Consider the following 23,509-nt stretch of genomic DNA (forward strand, 5'->3'; position numbering starts at 1 on the left):
ATCTTAACGTAATCAGACAGGGTAGGCGCTTAATAAGTTTCACAAATACTCAAACATAAGTGAGAAATCGTGACAATGGATAGAGAAAAAGGAAGCCGAGGCTTCCTTTTTTAACAGTCTAGAGGGGATTAAATGAATAGCCCGCCAAAGCCGAATCCTAACGCAACCGCAGTGCTGATTGTCACGACGCCAGGAATGAAGAATGGGTGATTAAACACGTAGCTACCGATGCGAGTTGAGCCTGTGTCATCCATTTCAACCGCCGCAAGTAGCGTTGGGTAAGTTGGAAGTACGAATAGAGCACTGACCGCAGCGAACGACGCGACAGCAGTAAGCGGTGCTACGCCAATCGCAAGTGCAGCAGGCATGAGTGCAACAGTGGTCGCGCCTTGAGAGTAAAGCAGCATCGATGCAAAAAACAGTACTAATGCAAGCATCCAAGGGTAGTCAGACAGCAATGCCCCTGCGACATCTTTGATGCCATCAACGTGTGCGTTTACAAAGGTCGAGCCTAACCACGCAACGCCCAGTACGCAGACACAAGCGGTCATGCCTGAGCGGAAAGTCGGTGCAGAAGCGATTTTCGATGCATCAATTTTAGTGAACAGTACGATACCTGCCGCCGCAGCAAGCATCACACTCATGATTGCTTCGTTACGACCAAGCGCTGGGTTTTCGATGAGGCCTACGGAACTCGAAATAGCAGCAGCGTAGCAAACCACAAATCCGATCGCGGCTAAGAAAATGAACGTCGCCTTTTTCGCTGTCGGCAAAATTTCACGCTGTCTCTCTGTCGAAAGCTTAATCAGTCCTTTTTCTAGACGTTCTTGATAAATAGGATCGTCTTTAAGTTCGCTGCCCATAAAGTTAGCGACGAAAGCACCAACCATACACGCAATAAACGTAGTCGGAATACAGACGGCCAACAAGGTTAAGTAATCAACTCCGAATGGAGCCAACATGGCGGCGAATGCAACGACTGCCGCTGAAATCGGTGAGGCTGTGATAGCAATCTGCGACGCGACCACAGCGATAGAAAGTGGACGAGAAGGGCGTACACCTTGGCCTTTGGCAACTTCTGCGATCACGGGTAATGTCGAGAAGGCTGTGTGACCTGTTCCCGCCATTAGCGTCATTAAAAAGGTCACGACAGGCGCGTAAAAGGTAATACGTTCAGGGTGCTTTCTTAAAAAGTTTTCTGCTATTTGAACCAACCAGTCCATACCACCGGCAACCTGCATGGCTGCAATGGCTGTGATAACAGACATGATGATTAAAATTACGTCGACAGGAATGAAAGCTTGGCTTGTTGGAACGCCAAGAAGTAAAGAGAGTGCTATAACACCTGCACCGCCGGCAAAGCCGATACCGATGCCGCCAATTCTGGCCCCTAAAAAGATAAAGAGCAGAACAACAAATAGTTCAACCGCTACCATAGTGATACCTCATTTTTAGATTTTAATTATCTGAAAACTCAACCTTTAAACATTCAGATAATTACTCTTAATTGCTGTGCTAAATAACCATGGCCAGAATAAGGTTAACCGTATTCTGGACTAAAAAAGGGCTCCGAAAGGAGCCCTATATTTTCGATTATTCGTAGCGTTTTGCTTTATATTGAGGATTCATGAGGTTGTCAACAGAGAAGATGTCATCGAGCTCTTCTTCGGTTAATAAACCGCGCTCAAGGACGACTTCACGGACACTCTTACCGGTTTCCGCACAAATCTTACCAACGATGTCACCTTCGTGGTGGCCAATGTATGGGTTTAGGTAAGTCACGATACCGATAGAGTTAAATACATGAGCTTCACAGACTTCTTTGTTTACTGTGATGCCATCAACACACTTGTCACGTAGGTTCACACAAGCATTGGTTAGGATATCTAGCGATTCAAACATGCTTTGTGCAATCACAGGCTCCATTACGTTCAACTGTAATTGACCACCTTCAGCCGCGAAAGAAACTGTGTTGTCGTTACCTAGAACTTTGAAACATACTTGGTTAACCACTTCTGGCACAACAGGGTTTACTTTTGCAGGCATGATAGAAGAACCCGCTTGCAGCTCAGGAAGGTTTAATTCGTTTAGGCCTGCGCGTGGGCCTGAAGACAGTAGACGTAAGTCGTTACAAATCTTAGACAGTTTCACCGCTAGACGCTTAAGCGCACCGTGCGTCATTACATAAGCACCACAGTCTGATGTCGCTTCAATCAAATCTTCCGCTGGTACACACTCAAGGCCAGTCACTTCAGCGAGATGTTTTACTGCGAGTTCTTGGTAGCCTTTTGCTGCATTTAAGCCAGTACCGATTGCAGTTGCACCGATGTTCACTTCAAGTAGCAGCTTAGAGGTATACTCTAGGTTTTTTATTTCTTCGTTTAACGTGACCGCCCAAGCGTGGAATTCTTGGCCAACCGTCATTGGCACTGCGTCTTGCAGTTGAGTACGACCCATTTTTAGGATCGTGTTGAATTCTTGGCTCTTAAGCTCGAATGCACCTTTTAGGTACTCGATAGAGTCAATCAGCTTACGTACGCTGTTGTAAACAGAAATACGGAAACCTGTTGGGTAAGCACAGTTTGTTGATTGGCTCTTGTTTACGTGATCATTAGGGTTGATGAAATCGTATTGACCTTTTTCTTTGCCCATTAACTCTAGAGCAACGTTCGCCACGACTTCATTCGCGTTCATGTTTACAGAAGTACCAGCACCACCTTGGAATACGTCGGATGGGAACTGATCCATACACTTACCAGTGTCTAGGATCACATCACAAGCTTGAATGATGTATTTAGCCACTTCACTTGGAATTACGCCTAACTCTTTGTTTGCTAAAGCCGCAGCTTTCTTCGTCATGACCATGCCACGAACAAATTCAGGAACATCTGAAATCGTTACGTTGGAGATATTGAAGTTTTCAATCGCGCGTAGCGTGTGAATACCATAGTACGCGTCTGCAGGAACATGACGTTGACCTAGTAGATCTTCTTCGATACGAGTAGCTGGAGTAGCGGCTTGAGGTGCCTTAGATAGGGTAGTCATAACAGGATCCTTAGAGAATTATTCTGACAATATAATAAATTATTAGCCATTTCTGTGCGTTAAGAGTCCGTTCGCTAGAATTATTGGCTGATAAATCCGTCCTGACTTATGTCGCTCATAATACTGTACTTGGCGCATAAAAATAGTAACTGGATCACCTTTTTTACTTTTATTAAGTCAGTATTTTGCAAGCTTAAAATCTGCTGCGAAACATGGTTTTTTACAGGATTAATTTGAGCTTGTTGCCCCTTTAAGCGTACACTGGCTACAACAAAGGAGGGCGTGTGTTTCCTATCTTATTATTACTATTTATATTTGTTCCTATCATTGAGATTGGGCTCTTTATTCAGGTTGGCGGATTCCTCGGATTGTGGCCAACAATCGCGTTAGTGTTAGTGACGGCTTTTGTTGGCGCGTCGCTCGTAAGAAGCCAAGGCATTCAAACGTTGATGTCAGTGCAAGGGCGTTTACAGCAAGGTGAACTTCCCGCGCAACAAATACTAGAAGGCGTGATGCTTGCCGTCGCGGGTGTACTGCTTCTAACGCCTGGCTTTATGACGGATGCTTTAGGAATGTTGGTATTACTTCCTGCACCTCGTGCCATCATCGCAAAAAAATTGATGGAGAAAATGGTCGTGAAAAATATGTCTGGGGCGGGTGGATTTCAGGCTGGGTTTGGCCATAGCCCATTTGAGCAAGACCCTTTTCACCGCGACCCGTTCAGTCAATCGAAAGACAACAATACGTTTGAAGGTGAATTCGAGCGTAAGAATGATGACGATGTAAATAAGCTCAACTAAATCGAGATTAGCGTCAGAAATAAACAAAAGGCCCGAGAAGATTCTCGGGCCTTTTTTAATATTCGGTGATTATGTCTGAAATCTAGACTGCGCCTTCAAATCCCATTTGACGCCATGCTTCAAACGCAATGATCGCGACTGCGTTGGATAGGTTTAAGCTACGCGCATCTGGCATCATTGGAATTCGAATGCGTTGCTCCATTGGCATGCTTTCAATGAACTCTGCAGGTAAGCCGCGAGTTTCTGGGCCAAACATCAGTACATCGCCTTGTTGGAATTTTGCATCAACGTGGTGACCCGTTGTTTTAGTGGTACAGGCAAAAATTCGATAATCACCTTCACGTTCGTTCTCTAGATATTCAATGAAGGCTTCGAGATTCTTGTGGCGTTTAACGCGAGCGAGGTCATGGTAGTCTAAGCCGGCACGACGTACTTTTTTTTCTTCTAAATCGAACCCGAGCGGTTCAATCAAATGCAAGTTAGCACCACAGTTGGCGCATAAACGGATAATGTTGCCAGTATTTGGGGCAATTTCAGGTTCATAAAGTGCAATATCAAACATTCGATTCACTATTTGTCGAAGAAAAGTCGCTAGAGTATAAGGTGGCTTATTGTCGGAACACAAGCCACCTAAACAGCTCGCGTTATTCTTGGAAAAGGGCGACTTCGTAATTTTCAGACACCGCATCCCAATTTACGACGTTCCACCATGCTTCTATGTACTCTGGGCGACGGTTTTGGTAGCTGATGTAGTAAGCATGCTCCCACACGTCTAGCGCAAGAATTGGCTCTCCTCTCTCGGCAGCGGCATCCATAAGTGGGTTGTCTTGATTTGGGGTCGATGTAATTTGAAGTTGCTTGTCTTTGACGATTAACCACACAAAGCCAGAGCCAAACGTGTTGACCGCTGCTTGCGAGAACGCCTCTTTGAAAGTTTCAAAGCTGCCAAAAGCTTGTTGAATGGCATTACCGAGTGCTCCTTTTGGCTCGCCGCCACCTTGAGGAGACATGCAGTACCAGTAGAGTACGTGATTGTAGTAACCACCACCGTTGTTTCTGATCGCAGGTGAATGTGAAGATATATTGGCAAAAATATCGCGTAATGTGGCGGACTCTAGTGCGCTGCCATGAATCGCGGTCATGAATTTATCGTAGTAGGTTTTATGGTGTTTACTGTAATGCACTTCCATCGTTTTGGCGTCGATGTAAGGTTCTAACGCATTGTAGGCATAAGGTAGCTCGGGAAATGAGTGTGACATGGTAAATCCTCCATAATTGAAGGATTTACCATAATGATAATAAATATCATTATCAACTGCGATCTTTGTAAGGTTATTTATCCGGCACCAGTGGTAGCGTGATTTCGATTCTCAATCCGCCAAGTGGACTTCGGCTTGCTTCGATCAACCCACTATGTTGCCTGATGGCGCTTTCTGTAATCGCTAGCCCGAGTCCGGCTCCTCCAGAGTTGCGATCACGAGCGGTTGATACTCGATAAAATGGCCTAAAGATCGAGCTTAGCTCTTCCTCTGGTACGCCCTCTCCATTGTCATCGACTTGGATAATGAGTTGGTCTGCCTGCGTGCGCATCTCTACACTGACTTCATTGTGACCATAATAAATCGCATTTCGGGTGATGTTATCGACAGCGCTCATGAGTAGCTTAGGGTTACCTGAGATAGAGCGATCTGGGATCTCGCTAAAGGAGAGTGCTTTGTCCATCTGTTCGGCTTCAAATTGCGCGTCTTTTAAGATCTCTTCCCACAAGCTAGAAAGCGGCTGAATTTCACGGGTGAGGTGGCTGTCTACTTGCATCCGAGAGAGGGTAAGCAGCTCTCCGATCATTTGTTCTAAGCGCTGTGCTTCTGTCTCGATTCTTTCTAACTCTTGGCTTTCTCCTTGCTTCCTAGTGGCAAGGGCGTTGGCCATTCTTAACCGAGTGAGTGGAGAGCGCAGCTCATGAGAAATATCAGACAGCAGTCGCTGCTGACCTGAAATCATCTGATTGACGGCTTCTACCATTTGGTTAAAGCTGGCACCGGCTTGTCTAAATTCAGACGTGCCTCTTTCTAGTTCTGGGTCGACTTCAAACTCACCTTTGGCGACACGCTTCGCCGCCCGCTCAAGCTTACGTGCGGGCTGACTGAGTGCCCAAGCTAACCAGAGTAAAAGGGGAGTGCTAGCGAGCATTACCGAAAGTAATAGCTGTAAAGGTTTATCAAATAAACGCAGTAAAAATGGCGGTGGCTGGTTCCATTTTACGCCCACATACAACAGCAGATCTTGTTGGGCGAGCTCAACCGGAATTGGCCCTGCGACCATGTAGTGACCGTACAGTTTTTGTTTAGGCTGAGCTGGCGTCTCTATGGTCGTGACAAAGTTTTTAATCGCTTTAAGCTTAAAATCTGCGTGTTTCTTGGTGGTGAGAATATTCCCTTCCAAATCACTGACGAACATTCGCGGTCGAGTGTCTTTGCGATTGGTCGGTTTTTCTAGCTGATATAAAATTTTGCCAAGATTATCTTCACCTTGAAAACGCCTTTCGGTGGCCTTTTTTATTTTGATGAGACGATCATAATGATCGGCAGGGATGTCTCTGGCGACTCGTGGATCTAGGTGTGGCAGTGACAAGACTGCGAGAAGTACGAGTAACATGGTGAACCAAAAGATGGCAAAAATGCGTCCATACAAGCTAGTGATTTTAGGGATGCGCATTAATCTTCCTCAATTAATAAGTAGCCACGCCCACGTAAGGTTTTGATGCGCGATTTACCATCAGCACGTTCAGGCAATTTCTTCCGCAGATTGGAAATATGCATATCAATGGCGCGATCGAAGGCGGCAAGACGTTTACCTAACACGTCAAGGCTAAGGCTTTCTTTGGTAATAACACTGCCTGGATTCTGAATGAGGTGGCTCAGCAGAGCGAATTCGGTGGTGGTTAAGTCAACCAATTCGTCGTTGCAGTAGGCTTCTTGTTTGCCTGGGTACACTTTGATGTCTTGATATTCGATAACATCAGCATTGGCTTTACTGGTAGGTGTTTGCGTTCGGCGAAGGATCGCTCGAATACGTGCCAGCAATTCACGATCACTAAATGGTTTTGGTAGGTAATCGTCCGCGCCAAGTTCCAAGCCGATCACTCGATCTATCTCTTCACCTTTGGCGGTTAGCATTAATACTGGTGTTTCCCAGTTTTCTCTGAGTTTCTTTAAGGTCTCCATGCCATTTAGTTTGGGCATCATGACATCTAGCAATACCAGGTCGATATCGTCAGATAGAGCTTCTAACCCGGCATAACCATCGTTGGCTTCTGAAATGGTGAAGCCTTCAAAGCTCAGAATATCTTTCAGTAAGCTAGTTAGCTCTGTGTCGTCATCAATAAGAAGTATGTGCGCCATGGGTTACCTTACCTTGTTGTGTACCATTTAATCTTACTGTGATTTTGGTACGGATTTATAGTCTTTACGATTCTTTACGATTTCTCAACGTTGCTTTACGACCCAGCCCCTATTCTACACTCAAGCGCTGACAACACAGCCACTGACACAACGACATAGACGACATACGACCAAATTGAATTGAGGCAATAATTATGAAAATGACTAAGAAACTAGTACTAGCTGCAGCTGCACTTCCTCTTGTTTTTGGCACTGCGAGTGCTTACGCATTCGGTGGTAAAGGTGAGCATAAAGACATGCGCGGTAAATGCGGTGGATTTGATAAAAAAATCATGCGCCAATTAGACCTGACTGATGAGCAGCAAGCGCAACTGAAAGAAATGCGTAAAGCCAGCCACGAAGAAATGAAAGGTAAGCGTGGCGAGCACTTTGCCAATATGCAAGCGCACCAAGCGAAAGTTCAAGAGTTAGTCTTAGCGGATAATTTCGATGAAGCCGCAGCGAATGAACTGGCTCAACAAATGGTAGAAAAGCAGTCTGAGCGTCGCGTTGCCATGCTGAAGAAGCAACACCAAATGATGAGCATTTTGACAGCTGAACAAAAAGACCAGCTGAAAGAGCTTCAACAAGAGCGTTTCCAAAAATGTTCTGACAAAATGGCAGAGCGCATGGAGAAGCATCAATCGTAATGCATTGATTTAGATTCTTTCTAACAAAGAAGCGGCTAAGTAGCCGCTTTTTTATTGTCATATTAAAGTGGCGACATGCGCGTTATACTTTCAATTATCTGTTCTATTTTTAGACTGAAATATGAAACAAGAATACGCACGTCTCGTGACTTTGGCAGCTTGGGCTGCGACTACAATTGCGACTATTTTATTGGTCGTTAAAGTTGCCGCATGGTGGGTGACTGGCTCTGTGAGCTTACTTGCCTCGGTGGTGGATTCCTTACTTGATATAGCCGCTTCTGTTGTCAATCTATTGGTGGTGCGCTATGCCTTGCAGCCTGCTGATAAAGAACATGCTTTCGGACATGGCAAAGCTGAATCCTTGGCTGCTTTAGCGCAAGCGATGTTCATTTCTGGCTCGGCCTGCTTCCTTATCCTCAATGGTGTTGAGCGTTTCTTCCGCCCTCATGAGTTGAACTCTCCTGAAATTGGTATTTATGTCAGCCTGTTTGCCATGTCGATGACATTCGGACTCGTGCGCTTCCAAAAGAGCGTAGTGAAAAAAACCGGAAGCCAAGCCATTGCAGCTGACTCTTTGCACTACGAATCTGACTTATATATGAATGCCGCGATTATGTTGGCGCTTGCACTAAGTTGGTTTGGCTTGGGCCAAGCAGACCCAATTTTCGCGATCGGTATTGGTTTATACATTTTGTATAGCGCGTATCAGATGGCCAACGAAGCGATTCAATCTTTGCTTGATAGAAAGCTGCCAGATGACGAGCTGGAAAAGATAAAAGAAGTGTCGTTAGGGGTCGAAGGCGTTCTCGGAGTTCATCAGCTCAGAACGCGAATGTCTGGGCCAGTTCGTTTTATCCAACTACACCTTGAGCTTGAAGATCAGATACCACTAATTGAAGCTCATCGCATTTCTGATGAAGTAGAAGATAAGCTAATAGCTGCCTTTCCGTCGGCTGATGTATTAATTCATCAGGACCCGTATTCCGTAGTATTTGGCCCAGAAAAAAAGCAGAAATCTGAACAGTGGTAGTAAAGAGTCCAGATTGGTAAGCGACTTGAATTTGAACTACATTGATTTGAAACCGACAAAACTCGGTTAACAAAGCTTCACGTAGTAACAAATTCTGTTGATTCTGATGTGAATCAACAAAGTACCTAGCTAAACCTGTAATACTCTTACATAAGTAGAAAAGTTACAGAAATTAATGCGATTTGAGTGGCATTCCTGTTGGGGAAATGTAACATAACGCACAAATATAGAATTATTGTTTTGTTGATATGTCATCAGCAGAACCGAAAAAATCAATAATAGATTCTCAAAGATCGAGGGTGAGCATGATTAAAAAGATCGGTGTTTTGACTAGTGGCGGTGACGCACCAGGTATGAACGCAGCAGTTCGCGGCGTAGTTCGTACGGCGCTTTCAGCTGGCATTGAAGTTTACGGTATTTACGATGGCTACTTAGGCATGGTTGAAGATCGCATTGAAAAACTGGATCGTTCAAGCGTATCTGATGTGATCAACCGTGGCGGTACTTTCCTAGGTTCTGCTCGTTTCCCAGAGTTTAAAGATGTTGCTGTTCGCCAAAAAGGTATCGAAAACCTACAAAAGCACGGCATTGAAGCGCTTGTTGTTGTTGGTGGTGACGGTTCTTACATGGGCGCGAAGAAGCTGACTGAAATGGGCTACCCATGTATCGGCCTTCCGGGCACTATCGATAACGATATCGCGGGTACAGACTACACAATTGGTTACCTAACAGCTTTGAACACGGTTATCGACGCAATTGACCGTCTACGTGATACATCATCTTCTCACCAACGTATTTCTATTGTTGAAATCATGGGCCGCCACTGTGGTGACCTAACGCTAACGTCAGCAATTGCTGGTGGTTGTGAGTACATCATTACACCTGAAACTGGTCTAGATAAAGAGCAGTTGATCAGCAACATCCAAGATGGCATTGCGAAAGGTAAGAAGCACGCAATTATCGCGCTTACCGAGCTAATGATGGATGCGAACGAACTAGCCAAAGAAATCGAAACGGCAACAGGCCGTGAGACTCGTGCAACGGTTCTTGGTCATATCCAACGTGGTGGTCGTCCAACGGCATTTGACCGCGTATTGGCTTCTCGCATGGGTAACTATGCCGTTCATCTTCTAATGGAAGGTCACGGTGGTCGCTGTGTTGGTATTCAGAAAGAGCAGCTTGTTCACCACGATATCATCGATGCGATTGAAAATATGAAGCGCCCTGTTCGTGATGACCTATACAAGGTTGCTGAAGAGTTGTTCTAAATCGACTCCAATAAATAGAGATACAAAGCCGCTGAAAATCAGCGGCTTTTTTGTGTCTGAGAGATAGCGCTTGATGAACCAAAAGCTACAGACACAAAAAAGGCCAGCGAAGGGCTGACCTTTTCACACTAAGCCAAGAGGCTAAGTGAGCAATTAAGCTTTAGCTTCTGCTGCTGCTTTAGCGATAGCTGCGAAGCTTTTCGCGTCTAGAGCTGCGCCGCCAACTAGAGCACCATCGATGTCTGGTTGAGCGAAGTAAGAAGCTGCATTTTCTGGCTTAACAGAACCGCCGTATTGGATTACAACTTTGCTTGCTACTTCTTCAGATTTCTTAGCAATGTGAGCACGGATAGAAGCATGGATGCGTTGTGCATCTTCAGCTGTCGCTGCTTTACCAGTACCGATAGCCCAGATTGGTTCGTAAGCGATTATCGCACCTTCAAGCGCTTCAACGCCAGAAGTATTGATTACAGCGTCGATTTGACGAGCACATACTGCTTCAGTTTCACCAGCTTCGTTTTGAGCTTCAGATTCACCGATACAGAAAACTGGCGTTAGGCCGTTTTCTTTTAGGAATGCGAATTTCTTAGCGATGAACTCGTCAGATTCGTTGTGGTATTCACGACGCTCTGAGTGACCGATGATGATGTGAGAAGCACCGAATTCTTTAAGCATTGCTGGAGACATGTCGCCAGTGAAAGCACCGCTGTTGTTTAGGTCAGTGTTTTGAGCACCTAGGATTACAGCGCTGCCAGCTTCAGTAAGAGTACGCTCAGCTAGGTCAACGAAAAGAGCTGGTGGAGCTACTGCTACGTCTACGCCTGTTACGCCTTCAAGTTCAGCGTTAAGACCGTTAAGTAGTTCAACAACCATTTCTTTGCTGCCGTTTAGTTTCCAGTTACCCATAACTACAGGATGACGCATAGGAATATCTCCAGTATTTAAAATATATTGAATGTAAAAAGTAAACTTTATTACGAAATAATATAACAGATTAATAGCAACAGATCATGACTGTGGTCATGTCTTTCTTGGATCTTATTCAATGGTCAGAGTTGATTTTGACGACATATCAGTGATCCAACAGACAGAATATTAGCGAAGCTCTCGGATTTTTCACGGTTAATTGTTATTAAAGGACAAACGATTGCGTGAAAGTATAGGAATTGAGAATGCCAAACTTAGTTTTAGAGTATTCAAACTCAGTGGATGAGCGAGTAAATATCCAAGGTTTGTTGGAAGATCTTCATGAAGCCACTTTGAATTGCGGGCTGTTTGATAGCAGCTCCGTTAAGTCTCGCTCGCTGCGTTGCCATAATTGGCTAGTCGGTGAAGAGGGCGACAGTGTCGATTTCATTCACATTAGCTTTGAATTGCTTTCAGGCCGAACCGAAGAACAGAAACGCGATGTCTCCAGATTGTTGATGGAAGTTTTACAGGAACAAGCTAGCCATGTTCGTAGCCTAACCGTTAATATACGCGATATGGATAAGAGCTGTTTTCAAAAAGTGATTAACTAACTTTGCTGCTGCCCATGCTTTGGTGGCACGACTTATTGAGTATTTTAAGATGTCGATGAAAGAACTGCTGTTCTCGTTCAAGGGCAGAATTGGTCGTAAGACTTTCTGGACTTGGAATATTGTTTACTACGTTTCCATTTTTGGTTTTGCTTCTGGGATTAGTGTGCTTTTCCCAGCTTATGCCTATATTTTATTACCGGTGTTCTTACTGTTTTTACTTGTTCCGGATCTCGCCGTGACAGCAAAGCGCTGGCATGATCGTGACAAGTCAAACATGTGGTTGCTGCTAAATATTCCTTTAGTGTTAGGCCGCCTGGCAACGCCAATGGCTTCACCATCTGCTGAGTCTGCGTCGGTTTTCCAAATGGCCGCGACAACTGCAGCATTAGCTTGTGGTCTGTGGATATTAGTGGAATGTGGTTTTATGAAAGGCACGGAAGGCGAGAACAAATTCGGGTCAGACCCGGTCGCGTAAATCAGAGTATGTGAGAAAAGGAGGCTGTCGCCTCCTTTTTTAATCCGCTAACTTAAATGGAATAATATCGGCACTAGGCACTTCACTATAGTAGCTGTCGCCTTCGAGAATTTCTTGGAACTTAAAGACTTGGCAACGTAGCTCTTGCATTAATACCACATTGGTGTGGTCTGGGTTTTTGCAGCGACTGACAACTAAGTCGATATGGCTTTGCTGAGCCCTTAACCTGTCTTGCATGGCAATGGACGCAGAGCAAATCATTTCTTCACACATTTCATGCTTAAACTGATTAAAAGCTTCTGGGTTATCTTTAGCAAGTTCAACCAGCTCATCGAATGGAGGAAGGGGTTGTTCAAGTGGCTGTGGGTGTCCCATAAAAACGTCCTCTGTGCTTTACTGATAACTAACACACTTGTTAAGCATAAGAGAGGATGTTGATTATATCTTGACCAGTTTGTGATTTTCTTAAAAATGAGACAATAAAGCTCGACCACTTTAAAGCGGTGTGATGGTGTAGGTACAGCGACGTTCGCCAGCAATGATGTGCTCGGTGCGACTAATATCGCATTCATCTTTCAGTAACTCTTTGAATACATTTAGTTCTGATTGACACAAACTCGGGCAGCGAGTTGCGGCCTTACAAATTGGGCAATGATTTTCAATCAGAGTGAAGTGATCTGTCTCAGAGATGAGCTCAGCCATGTAGCCTTCATTTTCTCTCAGCTGGGTTAGGACTTTCAATTTGCTGGCAAGATCAGGGCTGTCTTGGAGGGCCTCTTTATATTGCGTCAAAGTGTGGGCTTCGCGCTCGGCTGTGACTTTCGCGAGCCCTTCTTCACCGAATAAATGTTGAACGGCATCGATAACTTGAATGGTGAGTTCACCGTGGCGATCGGAAAATTGCGCATGCCCTTTAGGAGTCAGAGACCAGTGGCGAGTAGGGCGTCCTACTTTCACTTTTACATCATGGAATGCAAGGATTCCGTTGTCTTCTAAACCTTGTAAATGTTGGCGGGCCCCCATCGTCGTCATACCAAACTCTTCAGACAGTTGTTTCGCAGTTACGGCACCCTGGCGCTTAATCGTGTTTAAGATACGATCGCTTGTTTTCATGTTATCCCTACCTTTATTGTCCTATCTATTATGAGGCAAGGTGTTTATAAAGCAAACCATTTACTATATGAAGGGCTTATCAATTGGCCGAGTGTATTAAAAAAGCCAGTCGCGAAAACAACTGGCTTTGAAACTAGTAGAGCTCAGAGTTGAGATTAAAGAATGTGTCCGATGACTTCAGGGTCTTTACGCTCTAGGTAGTGGATAGACTTAATACGGCGAATGGTGCGGCAACGGCCACGAATCAGCAGTGTTTCTGTTGTCGCGATATTACCATTACGCGTGATGCCTTCCAGAAGGTCGCCTTTAGTAATACCAGTTGCCGAGAATACCACGTTATCGCTGCGTGCCATGTCTTCCATTTTTAACACGATTCCAGCCGTAACGCCCATCTCAGCGCAGCGTTCTAACTCAAGTTCGCCGTGCTTACGGTTTTCTTCGGTATCGCCTTTCACTTCGTGACGAGGGAGTAAGCGGCCGTGCATATCGCCGTCTAATGCTCGAATTACTGCGGCAGACACCACCCCTTCCGGTGCACCACCAATGCAGTACATAACATCGACTTCACTGTCTGGCATACACGTTAGAATTGAAGCAGCCACATCGCCATCTGGCACAGCAAAAACACGAACGCCCATCGACTGCATTTGTGCGATAACGTCATCATGACGAGGCTTCGCAAGTGTGGTCACAACCAAAGTGTCTAATGTTTTACCTAATGCTTTCGCAATGTTCGCTAGGTTCTCTTCCAGAGTCAGTGTTAGATCAATCGCCCCTTTTGCGCCTGGCCCAACGACTAGCTTTTCCATGTACATATCTGGCGCTTTTAAGAAGCTGCCTTTTTCACCCGCGGCAAGTACTGCGAGTGCATTGGATTGCCCCATCGCAGTCATGCGAGTCCCTTCAATTGGGTCAACCGCAATATCAACGGCATCGCCACCTACACCAACATTCTCGCCAATGTAAAGCATTGGTGCGTCATCGATTTCACCTTCACCAATAACAATCTCACCGCTAATTTCGGTCTTGTTCAGTAGGCTACGCATAACTTCAACTGCGGCACCGTCGGCTGCATTTTTATCACCACGGCCAAGCCATTTATAACCTGCTAGTGCTGCACCTTCTGTGACACGAGAGAATGCCATTGCTAAATCGCGTTTCATGCGGACTCCAAATATTCAAAGGGATAGAATTTTCGCGGCGGATTTTAACATATCCCATAGGAAACGTTTGCCTTTTTGTTTTTCTCAATTTGCCAAGGATCAAAAGTGATGGAGAAATTACAAATATTCAGCGGGTTAATTAATAAGCGCGGTATTTCGTCAATAAGAAAGTCAATCTTAGGTCAATTGCGCTGTTTTTTTAGCCGAATGACGCAAAATATACAATATAGAGAGTGTTTATCCGCGCTGTGCTGAGTAGAATGGGGAGATAAAGTGGAGTAACCTTCAACTCAACCGGATAATCAAAGGTAGGCTAAGATGTCTTTTGAAGTACTAGAGCAACTAGAAGCAAAAATTCAAACAGCAGTAGATACAATTGCACTTCTACAGATGGAAGTAGAAGAGCTTAAAGAAGAAAAAGAGCAGCTTGCTTCAGAAGCTAACGAGCTAAAAGCTAGCCGTGAAGAACTAGAGCAAAAATCACAGCAAATGCAGCAAGAACACGCAGCATGGCAAGATCGCATCCGTAACCTTTTAGGTAAAATGGATGAAGTAGAGTAATCATTACTCTGATGAATTTAAAAAGCCCGCTAAGACTATTAGCGGGCTTTTTATTGGAATCTATCTAGATGACGTCATCATCTTCTTCATCCAAATATAACTCAATATCGAGTGGTTCTTGAGACAGGATGATGCCGGTGTTGTCAGCGTAGAGGTAGTCTTCAGGAAGGAAGGTGACTCCTCCAAAATTGACCGGAACGTCTTTTTCGCCAATGCCTTGCTGAGCCGCACCAACAGGAATGGAGGCAAGCGCTTGTATGCCAATGCTCATATCTTCAAGTTCATCGACTTCGCGTACGGATCCGTAAACAACAATACCTTCCCACTCATTCTCTTCTGCAAGAGAAGCGATTTCTGCGTCGACAAGTGCTTTACGAAGAGAGCCGCCACCATCAATCAGTAATACGCGACCAATCCCATCTTGTTCCAGTACGGAGCGAATCAGTGCATTATCTTCGAAACACTTGAGTGTGGTGATTTGGCCAGCAAATGACACGCTGCCACCAAAGTTACTGAACATAGGTTCGACGACATCCACTTGATCTAAGTAAATATCACACAGTGCAGAGGTGTTGTATTCCATGACATACCTTTTAAGGCTAAAAGCTTATATTTGAGTATATCGGTGCATTAAGCCAATGCAACGATATCGGTCAATTAACTGAGTAGAGTTTGAGCTACAACAACCCCTGCAAACAATAGGTTAGTGATTAAAGAACATTTTACTATCACTGGCATCATTGGAGCGATTTGTGCGGGTCTTACTGTATTCCACACCTCTTTACCATGTTTGGCAACGGTGAAGAGGCTAAGCAAGAAAGGTAGGCTAATCCATAAAGGTTTACCTTGAATAAGCAGATAAGATGCGAAAGAGACAACCGCTGCACTCAATAGCACAAAGTGATATTGCTTAGCTTTATGTTGCCCAAGCCGAACGGCCATCGTGCGTTTTCCGCATTCACTGTCATTTTCGATATCACGCATGTTGTTAATATTAAGAACGGCGACAGCCATTAATCCGCAACCTAAAGCTGGCAAGAATAAGCTTGTTTCAACGCTGCCAGTATGCAAGAAATACGTGCCTGATACCCCAAGTAAGCCGAAGAAAATGAACACAGAAAGATCCCCAAGTCCAATATAGCCATAGGGCTTGTTACCAACGGTGTATGCGATCGCCGCAACAATGGCTAAGACACCAAGCCCAATGAAGACCAAGATGCTTTCAAGACTAGTTAGTGCATGAAAGACCAAAGTGAGCCCTGCGATCATTGTGAAAATGATGTTGAGCACGATGGCGTTTTTCATGGTGCGCGCATCAACCGTACCAGATTGCATCGCTCGTACAGGCCCAAGACGTTTGTCGTTGTCGGTACCTTTTACGGCATCTCCGTAATCATTGGCGAGGTTGGAAAGTATCTGAAGTAGGGTCGCGGTAATAAAGGCGAGCACGGCTACGGATAAGGAGAAGTGCCCGGTAGAGAAGGCAAGGCTACTGCCTGTCAGTATTGAAACTAATGCGAGAGGTAAGGTTTTCGGTCTTGCGGCATCTAGCCAGATAAGCAAAGATTCTTTCATTATTTACACACGGTTTCATAAAGTAAAATCAGTATACGCTCATTTTTTGGCGAAGAAAAAGCCCACTCGAGAGCGGGCTTTATTTTCGTTATTTAGCTGCAACTTCTTTGAGATAGAGCAAGTTGCATTGATTTTATGTGCTACAGGATGAAGCGGCTTAAATCTTCGTCTTCAACGAATTCGCCCAGTTTTGACTTCACATAGCCAGCATCAATGGTTAGCTTGCTGCCAGCCTTGTCCGTCGCTTCGAATGAGATTTCATCCATCAAGCGTTCCATAACAGTATGCAGTCGGCGCGCACCGATGTTTTCCGTCGTTTCGTTAACTTGCCACGCAGCTTCTGCAATCTGCGTAATGCCATCTTCAGTGAACTCGACATCCACTTCCTCTGTTTTCATCAGGGCGATGTACTGCTCAGTCAGAGAAGCTTTTGGCTCGGTCAAGATGCGTTTGAAGTCATGGCTGGATAGCGCTTCAAGTTCAACGCGGATCGGTAGACGACCTTGAAGTTCAGGAATTAAATCCGATGGTTTTGCTACTTGGAACGCCCCAGATGTTACGAATAGGATGTGGTCTGTTTTAACCATGCCGTGTTTAGTCGAAACCGTGCTGCCTTCGATCAAAGGAAGTAGGTCGCGCTGCACGCCTTCGCGAGAAACGTCTGGGCCAGAGCTGTCGCCACGCTTACAGATTTTGTCGATCTCATCAATGAAGACGATGCCGTTGTTTTCAACGTTGTAAATCGCGCTCTCTTTTAGTTCTTCTTGGTTGACAAGCTTAGCGGCTTCTTCTTCTGTTAGTGCTTTGAATGCGTCTTTAATCTTTAGCTTACGCTTCTTTTTGGTGTCGCCCGCTAGGTTTTGGAACATGCCTTGCAGCTGGTTGGTCATCTCTTCCATACCAGGAGGAGCCATGATCTCAACACCCATTTGCGGTGCCGCTACGTCGATTTCAATTTCTTTGTCGTCCAGTTTGCCTTCTCGCAGCTTCTTACGGAAGATCTGACGCGTGTTTGAAGACGTGTCATCCGGCTGCTCATTTTGACCCCAAGCATCGCGAGCTGGCGGCAATAAAGCATCAAGAATGCGTTCTTCCGCTTGCTCTTCTGCACGGAACTGAACTTTTTCCATGGCTTGTTGGTGCGTCATCTTGATCGCGACATCCGTTAAGTCACGAATGATGGTTTCCACCTCTTTACCGACATAGCCGACTTCTGTGAATTTTGTCGCTTCTACCTTGATGAACGGCGCGTTCGCAAGTTTCGCTAGGCGGCGAGCAATTTCTGTTTTACCTACACCGGTAGGGCCAATCATCAGGATATTTTTTGGGGAGACTTCAACACGCAAGCTTTCTTCAAGCTGCATACGACGCCAGCGGTTACGAAGTGCGATAGCGACAGAGCGTTTAGCGTTATCTTGACCGATAATGTGGCGGTTAAGTTCGTGAACTATTTCGCGAGGAGTCATCTCAGACATAGTGTTTCCTTAATTCTGTAAACTGATACGGTGCTTTATCTATTCTATTGATTTCGTTGCAGCTGATTATTCAGGCTTAGGCAGTTCAACAGTGCTTTCTAGTTCTTCAACCGTATGGTGGTGGTTCGTGAATACACAAATATCGCCTGCGATAGTTAGGGCTTTTTCTGCAATCTCGCGTGCGTCTAAATCGGTATTGTCGAGTAATGCTGTCGCGGCTGCTTGGGCGAAGTTACCGCCAGAGCCGATAGCAATTAAGTCATTTTCTGGCTGAACGACATCACCGTTACCTGTGATGATCAAAGAGGCGGTTTCATCCGCGACAGCGAGTAGTGCTTCTAATTTACGTAACGCACGATCACTACGCCAATCTTTGGCTAATTCAACAGCCGCTTTGGTTAGGTGGCCTTGGTGCATTTGCAGCTTGCTTTCAAATTTTTCGAACAGCGTGAAAGCGTCAGCAGTACCGCCAGCAAAACCTGCCAGTACTTTATTGTTGTATAGGCGGCGAACTTTGCGAGCGTTGCCTTTCATTACAGTGTTGCCTAGAGATACTTGTCCATCACCCGCGATGACGACTTTATTATTACGGCGTACAGATACAATGGTAGTCACGAGTAGGGCCTCTTAATGCTTTCTTATATTTAGGTATAACAGGTATATGAGGATAAGGTTGAGGGTTTTCAAGGAAAGGAAAAGCAGAAAGCCTTCAATAGTGAAGGCTTTCTGGTAAATATTTATTGCGTCTCTTTCCAAATGGCACAAGGCTCTATTTTCGCGCGCTGTAATTTATGGCGGTCGCGTTCTGCATCTCGCTTGAACTTGTATGGTCCTAGCACGACACGGTACCAACTGCTGTTCTCTTTCTTACGAATTTTACTGTTGATGCCTTGAAAAGCGATATCCAGCTTACGAGCTTCAGCTTGGCTTAACGTTTTGTACGCGCCACATTGCATGATGTAAGGGATCTCAGACACTTTCTGTTCTTTAGCTTTAACTTCTACCTGGCGACTCGGTAGCGTTTCCACGTAATCCCACTTTTCTTCTGGTGGCGGTGGGATCGGCTTACTTGGTTTTGGCTTAGGTTTTGGTTTGGTCACCACTGTTGGTGCTGGTGGCTCAGGATCATTGCTCAGCAAATACAACCCGTAACCAAAACCACTGGCTAAGAGGACCGCCAAAAGGCCACTGCGCCAAGGTTTTCGGCGTGGGGCTTGTTTTTTCGTCGGCTTTTTAGGGGCTCGACCTCGTCTTACATAATCTTTATTAGCCACAAGACACTTTCATGGTTACTGATACTGCCCTCATGGTAATCCAGATTGTTCGGAGATAACAGCCTAGAAATGGAAGCGGCACATCAAAATGTGCCGCTTTAAATTGAGTATGAATTATTGAATTCGAGGAGGCGCGGTACTGCCGCGAACAACCAATTTTGTTTCTAACAATCGAGAGCCCGCTTGCACATCGTGCCCTTTTAACACATCTAGCATCATCAGCATGGCTTGGCGACCAATCTCGTAACGAGGTTGAGAGATAGTGGTCAGTGGTGGATCGCAGTATTGTGCGAATTGAATATCATCGAATCCCACCACAGACAGGTCTTGAGGAACGCGTAAACCGAGCTTTTTTGCTTCTTGGATAGCGCCGATCGCCATTGTATCGTTATGGCAGAAGATTGCGGTTGGTTGCTCAGGTAGCGCGAGCAATTGACGAACGGCTTGCGCTCCCGCTTCAAACGTGAAGTCACCTACAGTGCAATAGGTCGGGTTCATCGTGATCCCTGCGCGGCGAAGTGCTTGCTGGTAACCTTGCTGGCGGAATTGGCAAAGCGCTGCGGTTTTAGGGCCTGAAACTTGCCCAATACGCTTATGACCTAATTGAGTGAGGTAGTTTACGGCTTCAAAGGCGGATGTCAGGTTATCGATATGAACCGTTGGCAATTCTAGCTCTGGCGCAAATTCACACGCCATTACCATAGGTGGTAGGTTCTTCTGTTCTGGTTTGCTGACGTCAAATGGATGGTCGGTACCCAATAGCAACATGCCATCAGCTTGTTTGGTGAAGACTAAGTTCACAAATGAGCTTTCGCGTTTCTTTTGTTGACCGCTGTCGCCAAGCAAAACTAAGTAGCCATGCTCGACGGCTGCATCTTCAATACCGCGAATGATTTCAGTGAAGTAAGGATCACAAATGTCAGGAACAATAGTGACAATGGTTTTGGATTCGTTGCGGCGTAGGTTTCTCGCTAACGAGTTTGGTGAGTAGCCAGCTTCGAGTACTGCATCTTCAACACGTTTACGTGTCGATGACGAGACTTTTTCTGGGTTCATTAGCGCTCGTGAAACTGTCGCTGTAGAAACCCCTGCGAGCTGGGCAACATCCTTCATTGTCGCCATAAAATTGACCTCTTAATATCCTTGTTATGCCATCCATTGAGGCAGTTAATTGTTGTTCTTATTGATAAAACTATGTAAAAGCTTGGTTAAAACTTTACGCTTGCAATAGTTTATTCATTTACAGACAGAAAGTTACGGCTAGATTAACAAAAATTGCATTGCTAGTGTGAACTGACTCACGATAAATATGATCTTTCAGTTCAATGAGAACAACTTAGCTGAGATCTTGCGGTTCGATATCCAATGACCAGCGCACTTTTTTTGCGGTAGGTAATAGGTTTATCGCTGGTTTGGCGCTCATCAGTAGCTTTTGCATTTGCGAACGAGTCTGGGTTTGTAAAATCAATTGCCAACGTGATTTCCCTGCTCTTTTCGCGAGTGGTGCTGGGGTCGGGCCCAATACCATGCAGTAGCCATCAAATAGCGGGTGAGACTCCAAAGTATGTCGAACTTGTCTTAAAAAGTCCTCAACCAACTGAGAATCGTTCGCCTCCGCTCTAAACAGAGTCATGAAAGTGTAAGGTGGCAGCATTGCTTGCTTGCGCTCGGCAAGAGCCGTTTCAGCAAAGTGATGATAATCTTTGTGCAGCAAGGCTTGGAGTAACCCATGTTCCGGATGGTGGGTTTGAAGTATCACTTCCCCTGGTTTGCTTGCACGCCCAGCACGCCCCGCGACTTGAATAAACAATTGAGCCAGCCGCTCTGAAGCTCTGAAATCACTGCTGTATAAAGAGCCGTCGACATCTAATAGGGCAACCAGTGTGACATCAGGGAAGTGATGACCTTTTGCGAGCATTTGGGTTCCGATGAGAATTTGATACTCCCCATTGCGGATGGATTCTAATGCTGCTTCTAGGCTACCTTTGCGTCGGGTGCTATCGCGGTCGATGCGAATCGTTTTATATTCTGGGAATAGTTGACCAAGCTGAGACTCTAGCTGCTCTGTACCCACACCTAATGTCACTAACTGATGAGAACCACAGCCTTGGCAATGATGAATCACAGGTTGTTGTGAACCACAGTGGTGACAACGAATTTCGTTGCTGTTTTGGTGATAGGTGTAGTACGCATCACAGCGTTTACATTCTGCTGTCCAACCGCACTCATGACACATCAGAGCAGGGGAGAACCCTCGACGGTTTAAGAACAGCATCACTTGGTTGCCATCTTTTAGGTGTCGTTGCATTTCCGCAATTAATGGAGCAGATAAGCCGCTTTCTAAATAAAGTCCTTTAACATCTAGCACTTTATTGGTGGTAGGTAATGCTACACCAGCACGTTTAGTGAGTGTTAAGTGGGCATACTTACCGATTTTCGCATTATGTAAGGTCTCGAATGCTGGCGTCGCTGAGCCGAGGACTACCGGTATTTTGGCTTTGTGGGCTCGCATAATGGCGACATCCCGCGCGTGATAACGCAGGCTGTCTTGCTGTTTGTAGGAAGAATCATGTTCTTCATCGACAATAATAATGCCTAGGTCAGCAAACGGGGTGAACAAAGCAGAACGCGTCCCGATCACAATACCGGCAATGTTGTCCCTTGCAGATAACCAAGCGTTCAGGCGCTCGGTATCGTTAAGTCCGGAGTGCACCACTTCTACTGGCACATTAAAGCGTTTTTTAAATCGATTAATGGTTTGCGGTGTTAAGCCTATCTCAGGAACCAGTACTAACGCTTGTTTCCCTTGTTCAAGAACCGGCTTAATCATGTTGAGGTAGACTTCTGTTTTGCCTGATCCCGTGACCCCCTCTAATAAAAAGCACGCAAAATCATTTTGGCTATTCACCGTGGCGATAGCAATAGCTTGCTCTTCATTGAGTTTCGGTTTGAACTGATCGGTTTCGATTTCAGTCGGCCATTGGATGCGTGTTGGCTTTTTCTCGACAGATTCGATCCAGTCTTTCTCTTGCAGTGTTTTTAATACCGCGCTGCCAATTTCTTGGTCGATAAACTCTTGATGTGGTACCGGGCCGCGTTCAAGCATGTGCATGACTTTGGCTTGTTTCACCGCTCGCCCAAACCCTTGCATCAATTGGTTTTTCCCTTGTGGTGTCAGTTGCCATTCGATGAGCGTGGCGAAATCAGCCGCTTTACCTTTGCGTAAGCCGCTAGGTAAGGCATTCGCCAATGTTTCGCCTAATGGGTATTGATAGAACTGACTGCACCAAGTTAATAACTCATAGACAGAATCTGGCCACACGGGTTGATTGTCGAGAATGGCTTTAATGGGCTTGAGTTTATCGATACTGAATTCAGATTCGTTGACCAACGACGTTACAATGCCAACGAGTGTTTGTCGTCCGAATGGTACAGACACTCGGCCACCGATAATCGGAAACAGATGATTGGGAATCAGGTAATCAAACTGTTTGTCCAAAGGGACAGGCAGTGCCACGCGGGCAATCGTTGGGCGCATAGATAGATGGCTTAATAAGGGGAAAATCGAATGGACAGTCTAATGGATCCCCTCTATAAATTCGAGGTTCAGTTTCGATGAAGCGGAGCCTTGAACCTACCATTTTCAGTCGATTAGGTATTAATAATAAAGAAGCAATAAAAGATTGGTGAAAAATGTACCAAATGAGTTGATCCCACATCACAGATTCATTACTATACTGCGCCTTGAAGGTATGGCTTCGATGCTTTTTGTATCGCTGCGGTATCTTTATCTATTATTTTTTAACTACGTGTGGTGTCCGGCTTAGAATCGGATGGCGACACGGCCTAATTGAGGTTATCCCATGAAAGTTGGTATCCACCCAGAATACAAAGCTGTAACAGCTACTTGTTCTTGCGGCAACACATTTGAATTCAACTCTACTCTAGGTAAAGACAGCATTCACCTAGACGTATGTGACAAATGTCACCCATTCTACACTGGTAAGCAACGTATCGTTGATACAGGCGGCCGTGTAGATCGCTTCAACAAGCGTTTCGGTGCTCTTTCTAGCAAGAAGTAATTCTCGCTATTTAGACATGAAAAAGGACACTTCGGTGT

25 protein-coding genes are annotated in these 23,509 nt (G+C 45.4%); 8 read left to right on the top strand and 17 right to left on the bottom strand.

What is annotated here, in order from left to right:
• Positions 1-128: 128 nt before the first annotated feature.
• Positions 129-1,436, bottom strand: a complete 1,308-nt coding sequence (locus ACHUFI_RS11250; protein WP_394249145.1) for an anaerobic C4-dicarboxylate transporter — start codon at positions 1,434-1,436, stop codon at positions 129-131.
• Between the two features lie 157 nt (positions 1,437-1,593).
• Positions 1,594-3,045, bottom strand: coding sequence for an aspartate ammonia-lyase (aspA, locus tag ACHUFI_RS11255; RefSeq protein WP_394249147.1), 1,452 nt, complete (start codon positions 3,043-3,045; stop codon positions 1,594-1,596).
• Positions 3,046-3,329: 284 nt separating this feature from the next.
• Here aspA and ACHUFI_RS11260 point away from each other — a divergent pair, with 284 nt between their 5' ends.
• Complete coding sequence (locus ACHUFI_RS11260) at positions 3,330-3,845, top strand: FxsA family protein (protein WP_394249149.1); 516 nt, start codon at positions 3,330-3,332, stop codon at positions 3,843-3,845.
• A gap of 82 nt (positions 3,846-3,927) precedes the next feature.
• On the opposite strand, the gene trmL is transcribed toward ACHUFI_RS11260, so the two are convergent.
• From trmL to ACHUFI_RS11280, 4 genes are all read right to left on the bottom strand, one after another.
• Positions 3,928-4,407: a tRNA (uridine(34)/cytosine(34)/5-carboxymethylaminomethyluridine(34)-2'-O)-methyltransferase TrmL gene (trmL, locus tag ACHUFI_RS11265; protein ID WP_394249151.1), complete on the bottom strand. Its 480-nt coding sequence runs from the start codon at positions 4,405-4,407 to the stop codon at positions 3,928-3,930.
• An 82-nt stretch (positions 4,408-4,489) separates the two neighbouring features.
• Entirely contained in the window at positions 4,490-5,104 is a 615-nt protein-coding gene (locus ACHUFI_RS11270; protein WP_394249153.1) for a superoxide dismutase, read from the bottom strand.
• Between the two features lie 73 nt (positions 5,105-5,177).
• The gene (gene cpxA, locus ACHUFI_RS11275) at positions 5,178-6,560 is read right to left on the bottom strand and encodes an envelope stress sensor histidine kinase CpxA (protein ID WP_394249155.1); all 1,383 of its coding nucleotides are present in this window, start codon (positions 6,558-6,560) and stop codon (positions 5,178-5,180) included.
• Positions 6,560-7,246, bottom strand: coding sequence for a response regulator (locus ACHUFI_RS11280; RefSeq protein ID WP_394249157.1), 687 nt, complete (start codon positions 7,244-7,246; stop codon positions 6,560-6,562). The genes cpxA and ACHUFI_RS11280 overlap by 1 nt, the downstream gene beginning before the upstream one ends.
• Positions 7,247-7,440: 194 nt before the next feature.
• Between ACHUFI_RS11280 and ACHUFI_RS11285 the strand changes: the two genes are divergently transcribed.
• From ACHUFI_RS11285 to pfkA, 3 genes are all read left to right on the top strand, one after another.
• Positions 7,441-7,935 (top strand): CpxP family protein, encoded by a 495-nt coding sequence (locus ACHUFI_RS11285; RefSeq protein ID WP_394249159.1) that lies wholly within the window; start codon positions 7,441-7,443, stop codon positions 7,933-7,935.
• Positions 7,936-8,056: 121 nt separating this feature from the next.
• On the top strand, positions 8,057-8,965 hold the full coding sequence (gene fieF / locus ACHUFI_RS11290) for a CDF family cation-efflux transporter FieF (RefSeq protein ID WP_394249161.1): 909 nt from the start codon (positions 8,057-8,059) through the stop codon (positions 8,963-8,965).
• Between the two features lie 305 nt (positions 8,966-9,270).
• Entirely contained in the window at positions 9,271-10,233 is a 963-nt protein-coding gene (gene pfkA, locus ACHUFI_RS11295) for a 6-phosphofructokinase (protein WP_394249163.1), read from the top strand.
• A gap of 153 nt (positions 10,234-10,386) precedes the next feature.
• Here the strand turns inward: pfkA and tpiA are convergent, their stop codons facing one another.
• Complete coding sequence (tpiA, locus tag ACHUFI_RS11300; protein WP_394249165.1) at positions 10,387-11,157, bottom strand: triose-phosphate isomerase; 771 nt, start codon at positions 11,155-11,157, stop codon at positions 10,387-10,389.
• A gap of 248 nt (positions 11,158-11,405) precedes the next feature.
• Between tpiA and ACHUFI_RS11305 the strand changes: the two genes are divergently transcribed.
• Both ACHUFI_RS11305 and ACHUFI_RS11310 read left to right on the top strand, forming a co-directional pair.
• A complete protein-coding gene (locus ACHUFI_RS11305; protein ID WP_394249167.1) occupies positions 11,406-11,753 on the top strand; it encodes a 5-carboxymethyl-2-hydroxymuconate Delta-isomerase in 348 nt (115 codons plus the stop codon).
• A gap of 49 nt (positions 11,754-11,802) precedes the next feature.
• On the top strand, positions 11,803-12,228 hold the full coding sequence (locus ACHUFI_RS11310; protein ID WP_394249169.1) for a DUF805 domain-containing protein: 426 nt from the start codon (positions 11,803-11,805) through the stop codon (positions 12,226-12,228).
• 39 nt (positions 12,229-12,267) lie between these two features.
• On the opposite strand, the gene ACHUFI_RS11315 is transcribed toward ACHUFI_RS11310, so the two are convergent.
• From ACHUFI_RS11315 to glpX, 3 genes are all read right to left on the bottom strand, one after another.
• Positions 12,268-12,603 carry a DUF3135 domain-containing protein gene (locus ACHUFI_RS11315; RefSeq protein WP_394249171.1) on the bottom strand — a complete coding sequence of 112 codons (336 nt, stop codon included), beginning with the start codon at positions 12,601-12,603 and terminating at the stop codon, positions 12,268-12,270.
• A gap of 120 nt (positions 12,604-12,723) precedes the next feature.
• Positions 12,724-13,341: a helix-turn-helix transcriptional regulator gene (locus tag ACHUFI_RS11320; RefSeq protein WP_394249173.1), complete on the bottom strand. Its 618-nt coding sequence runs from the start codon at positions 13,339-13,341 to the stop codon at positions 12,724-12,726.
• Positions 13,342-13,496: 155 nt separating this feature from the next.
• Positions 13,497-14,504: a class II fructose-bisphosphatase gene (gene glpX, locus ACHUFI_RS11325; RefSeq protein WP_394249175.1), complete on the bottom strand. Its 1,008-nt coding sequence runs from the start codon at positions 14,502-14,504 to the stop codon at positions 13,497-13,499.
• Positions 14,505-14,822: 318 nt separating this feature from the next.
• Here glpX and zapB point away from each other — a divergent pair, with 318 nt between their 5' ends.
• The gene (gene zapB / locus ACHUFI_RS11330; protein WP_394249176.1) at positions 14,823-15,065 is read left to right on the top strand and encodes a cell division protein ZapB; all 243 of its coding nucleotides are present in this window, start codon (positions 14,823-14,825) and stop codon (positions 15,063-15,065) included.
• A gap of 64 nt (positions 15,066-15,129) precedes the next feature.
• Here zapB and rraA read toward each other — a convergent pair whose 3' ends face one another.
• The 7 genes from rraA to priA all read right to left on the bottom strand — a co-directional run bounded on the left by rraA (position 15,130) and on the right by priA (position 22,927).
• Positions 15,130-15,648, bottom strand: coding sequence for a ribonuclease E activity regulator RraA (gene rraA / locus ACHUFI_RS11335; RefSeq protein WP_394249178.1), 519 nt, complete (start codon positions 15,646-15,648; stop codon positions 15,130-15,132).
• Positions 15,649-15,722: 74 nt separating this feature from the next.
• On the bottom strand, positions 15,723-16,640 hold the full coding sequence (locus tag ACHUFI_RS11340; RefSeq protein ID WP_394249180.1) for a 1,4-dihydroxy-2-naphthoate polyprenyltransferase: 918 nt from the start codon (positions 16,638-16,640) through the stop codon (positions 15,723-15,725).
• Positions 16,641-16,780: 140 nt separating this feature from the next.
• Positions 16,781-18,115: an HslU--HslV peptidase ATPase subunit gene (gene hslU, locus ACHUFI_RS11345; protein ID WP_394249182.1), complete on the bottom strand. Its 1,335-nt coding sequence runs from the start codon at positions 18,113-18,115 to the stop codon at positions 16,781-16,783.
• A 66-nt stretch (positions 18,116-18,181) separates the two neighbouring features.
• A complete protein-coding gene (gene hslV, locus ACHUFI_RS11350) occupies positions 18,182-18,730 on the bottom strand; it encodes an ATP-dependent protease subunit HslV (RefSeq protein WP_394249184.1) in 549 nt (182 codons plus the stop codon).
• Positions 18,731-18,852: 122 nt separating this feature from the next.
• The gene (gene ftsN / locus ACHUFI_RS11355) at positions 18,853-19,389 is read right to left on the bottom strand and encodes a cell division protein FtsN (RefSeq protein WP_394249186.1); all 537 of its coding nucleotides are present in this window, start codon (positions 19,387-19,389) and stop codon (positions 18,853-18,855) included.
• Positions 19,390-19,503: 114 nt separating this feature from the next.
• The gene (cytR, locus tag ACHUFI_RS11360) at positions 19,504-20,511 is read right to left on the bottom strand and encodes a DNA-binding transcriptional regulator CytR (protein WP_394249188.1); all 1,008 of its coding nucleotides are present in this window, start codon (positions 20,509-20,511) and stop codon (positions 19,504-19,506) included.
• A 214-nt stretch (positions 20,512-20,725) separates the two neighbouring features.
• Positions 20,726-22,927, bottom strand: coding sequence for a primosomal protein N' (gene priA / locus ACHUFI_RS11365; RefSeq protein ID WP_394249190.1), 2,202 nt, complete (start codon positions 22,925-22,927; stop codon positions 20,726-20,728).
• Between the two features lie 325 nt (positions 22,928-23,252).
• Here priA and rpmE point away from each other — a divergent pair, with 325 nt between their 5' ends.
• Complete coding sequence (gene rpmE / locus ACHUFI_RS11370) at positions 23,253-23,471, top strand: 50S ribosomal protein L31 (RefSeq protein ID WP_032549979.1); 219 nt, start codon at positions 23,253-23,255, stop codon at positions 23,469-23,471.
• Positions 23,472-23,509: the final 38 nt, after the last annotated feature.

It is taken from the genome of Vibrio profundi (genome assembly GCF_043642225.1).
Lineage (GTDB): Bacteria > Pseudomonadota > Gammaproteobacteria > Enterobacterales > Vibrionaceae > Vibrio > Vibrio profundi_A.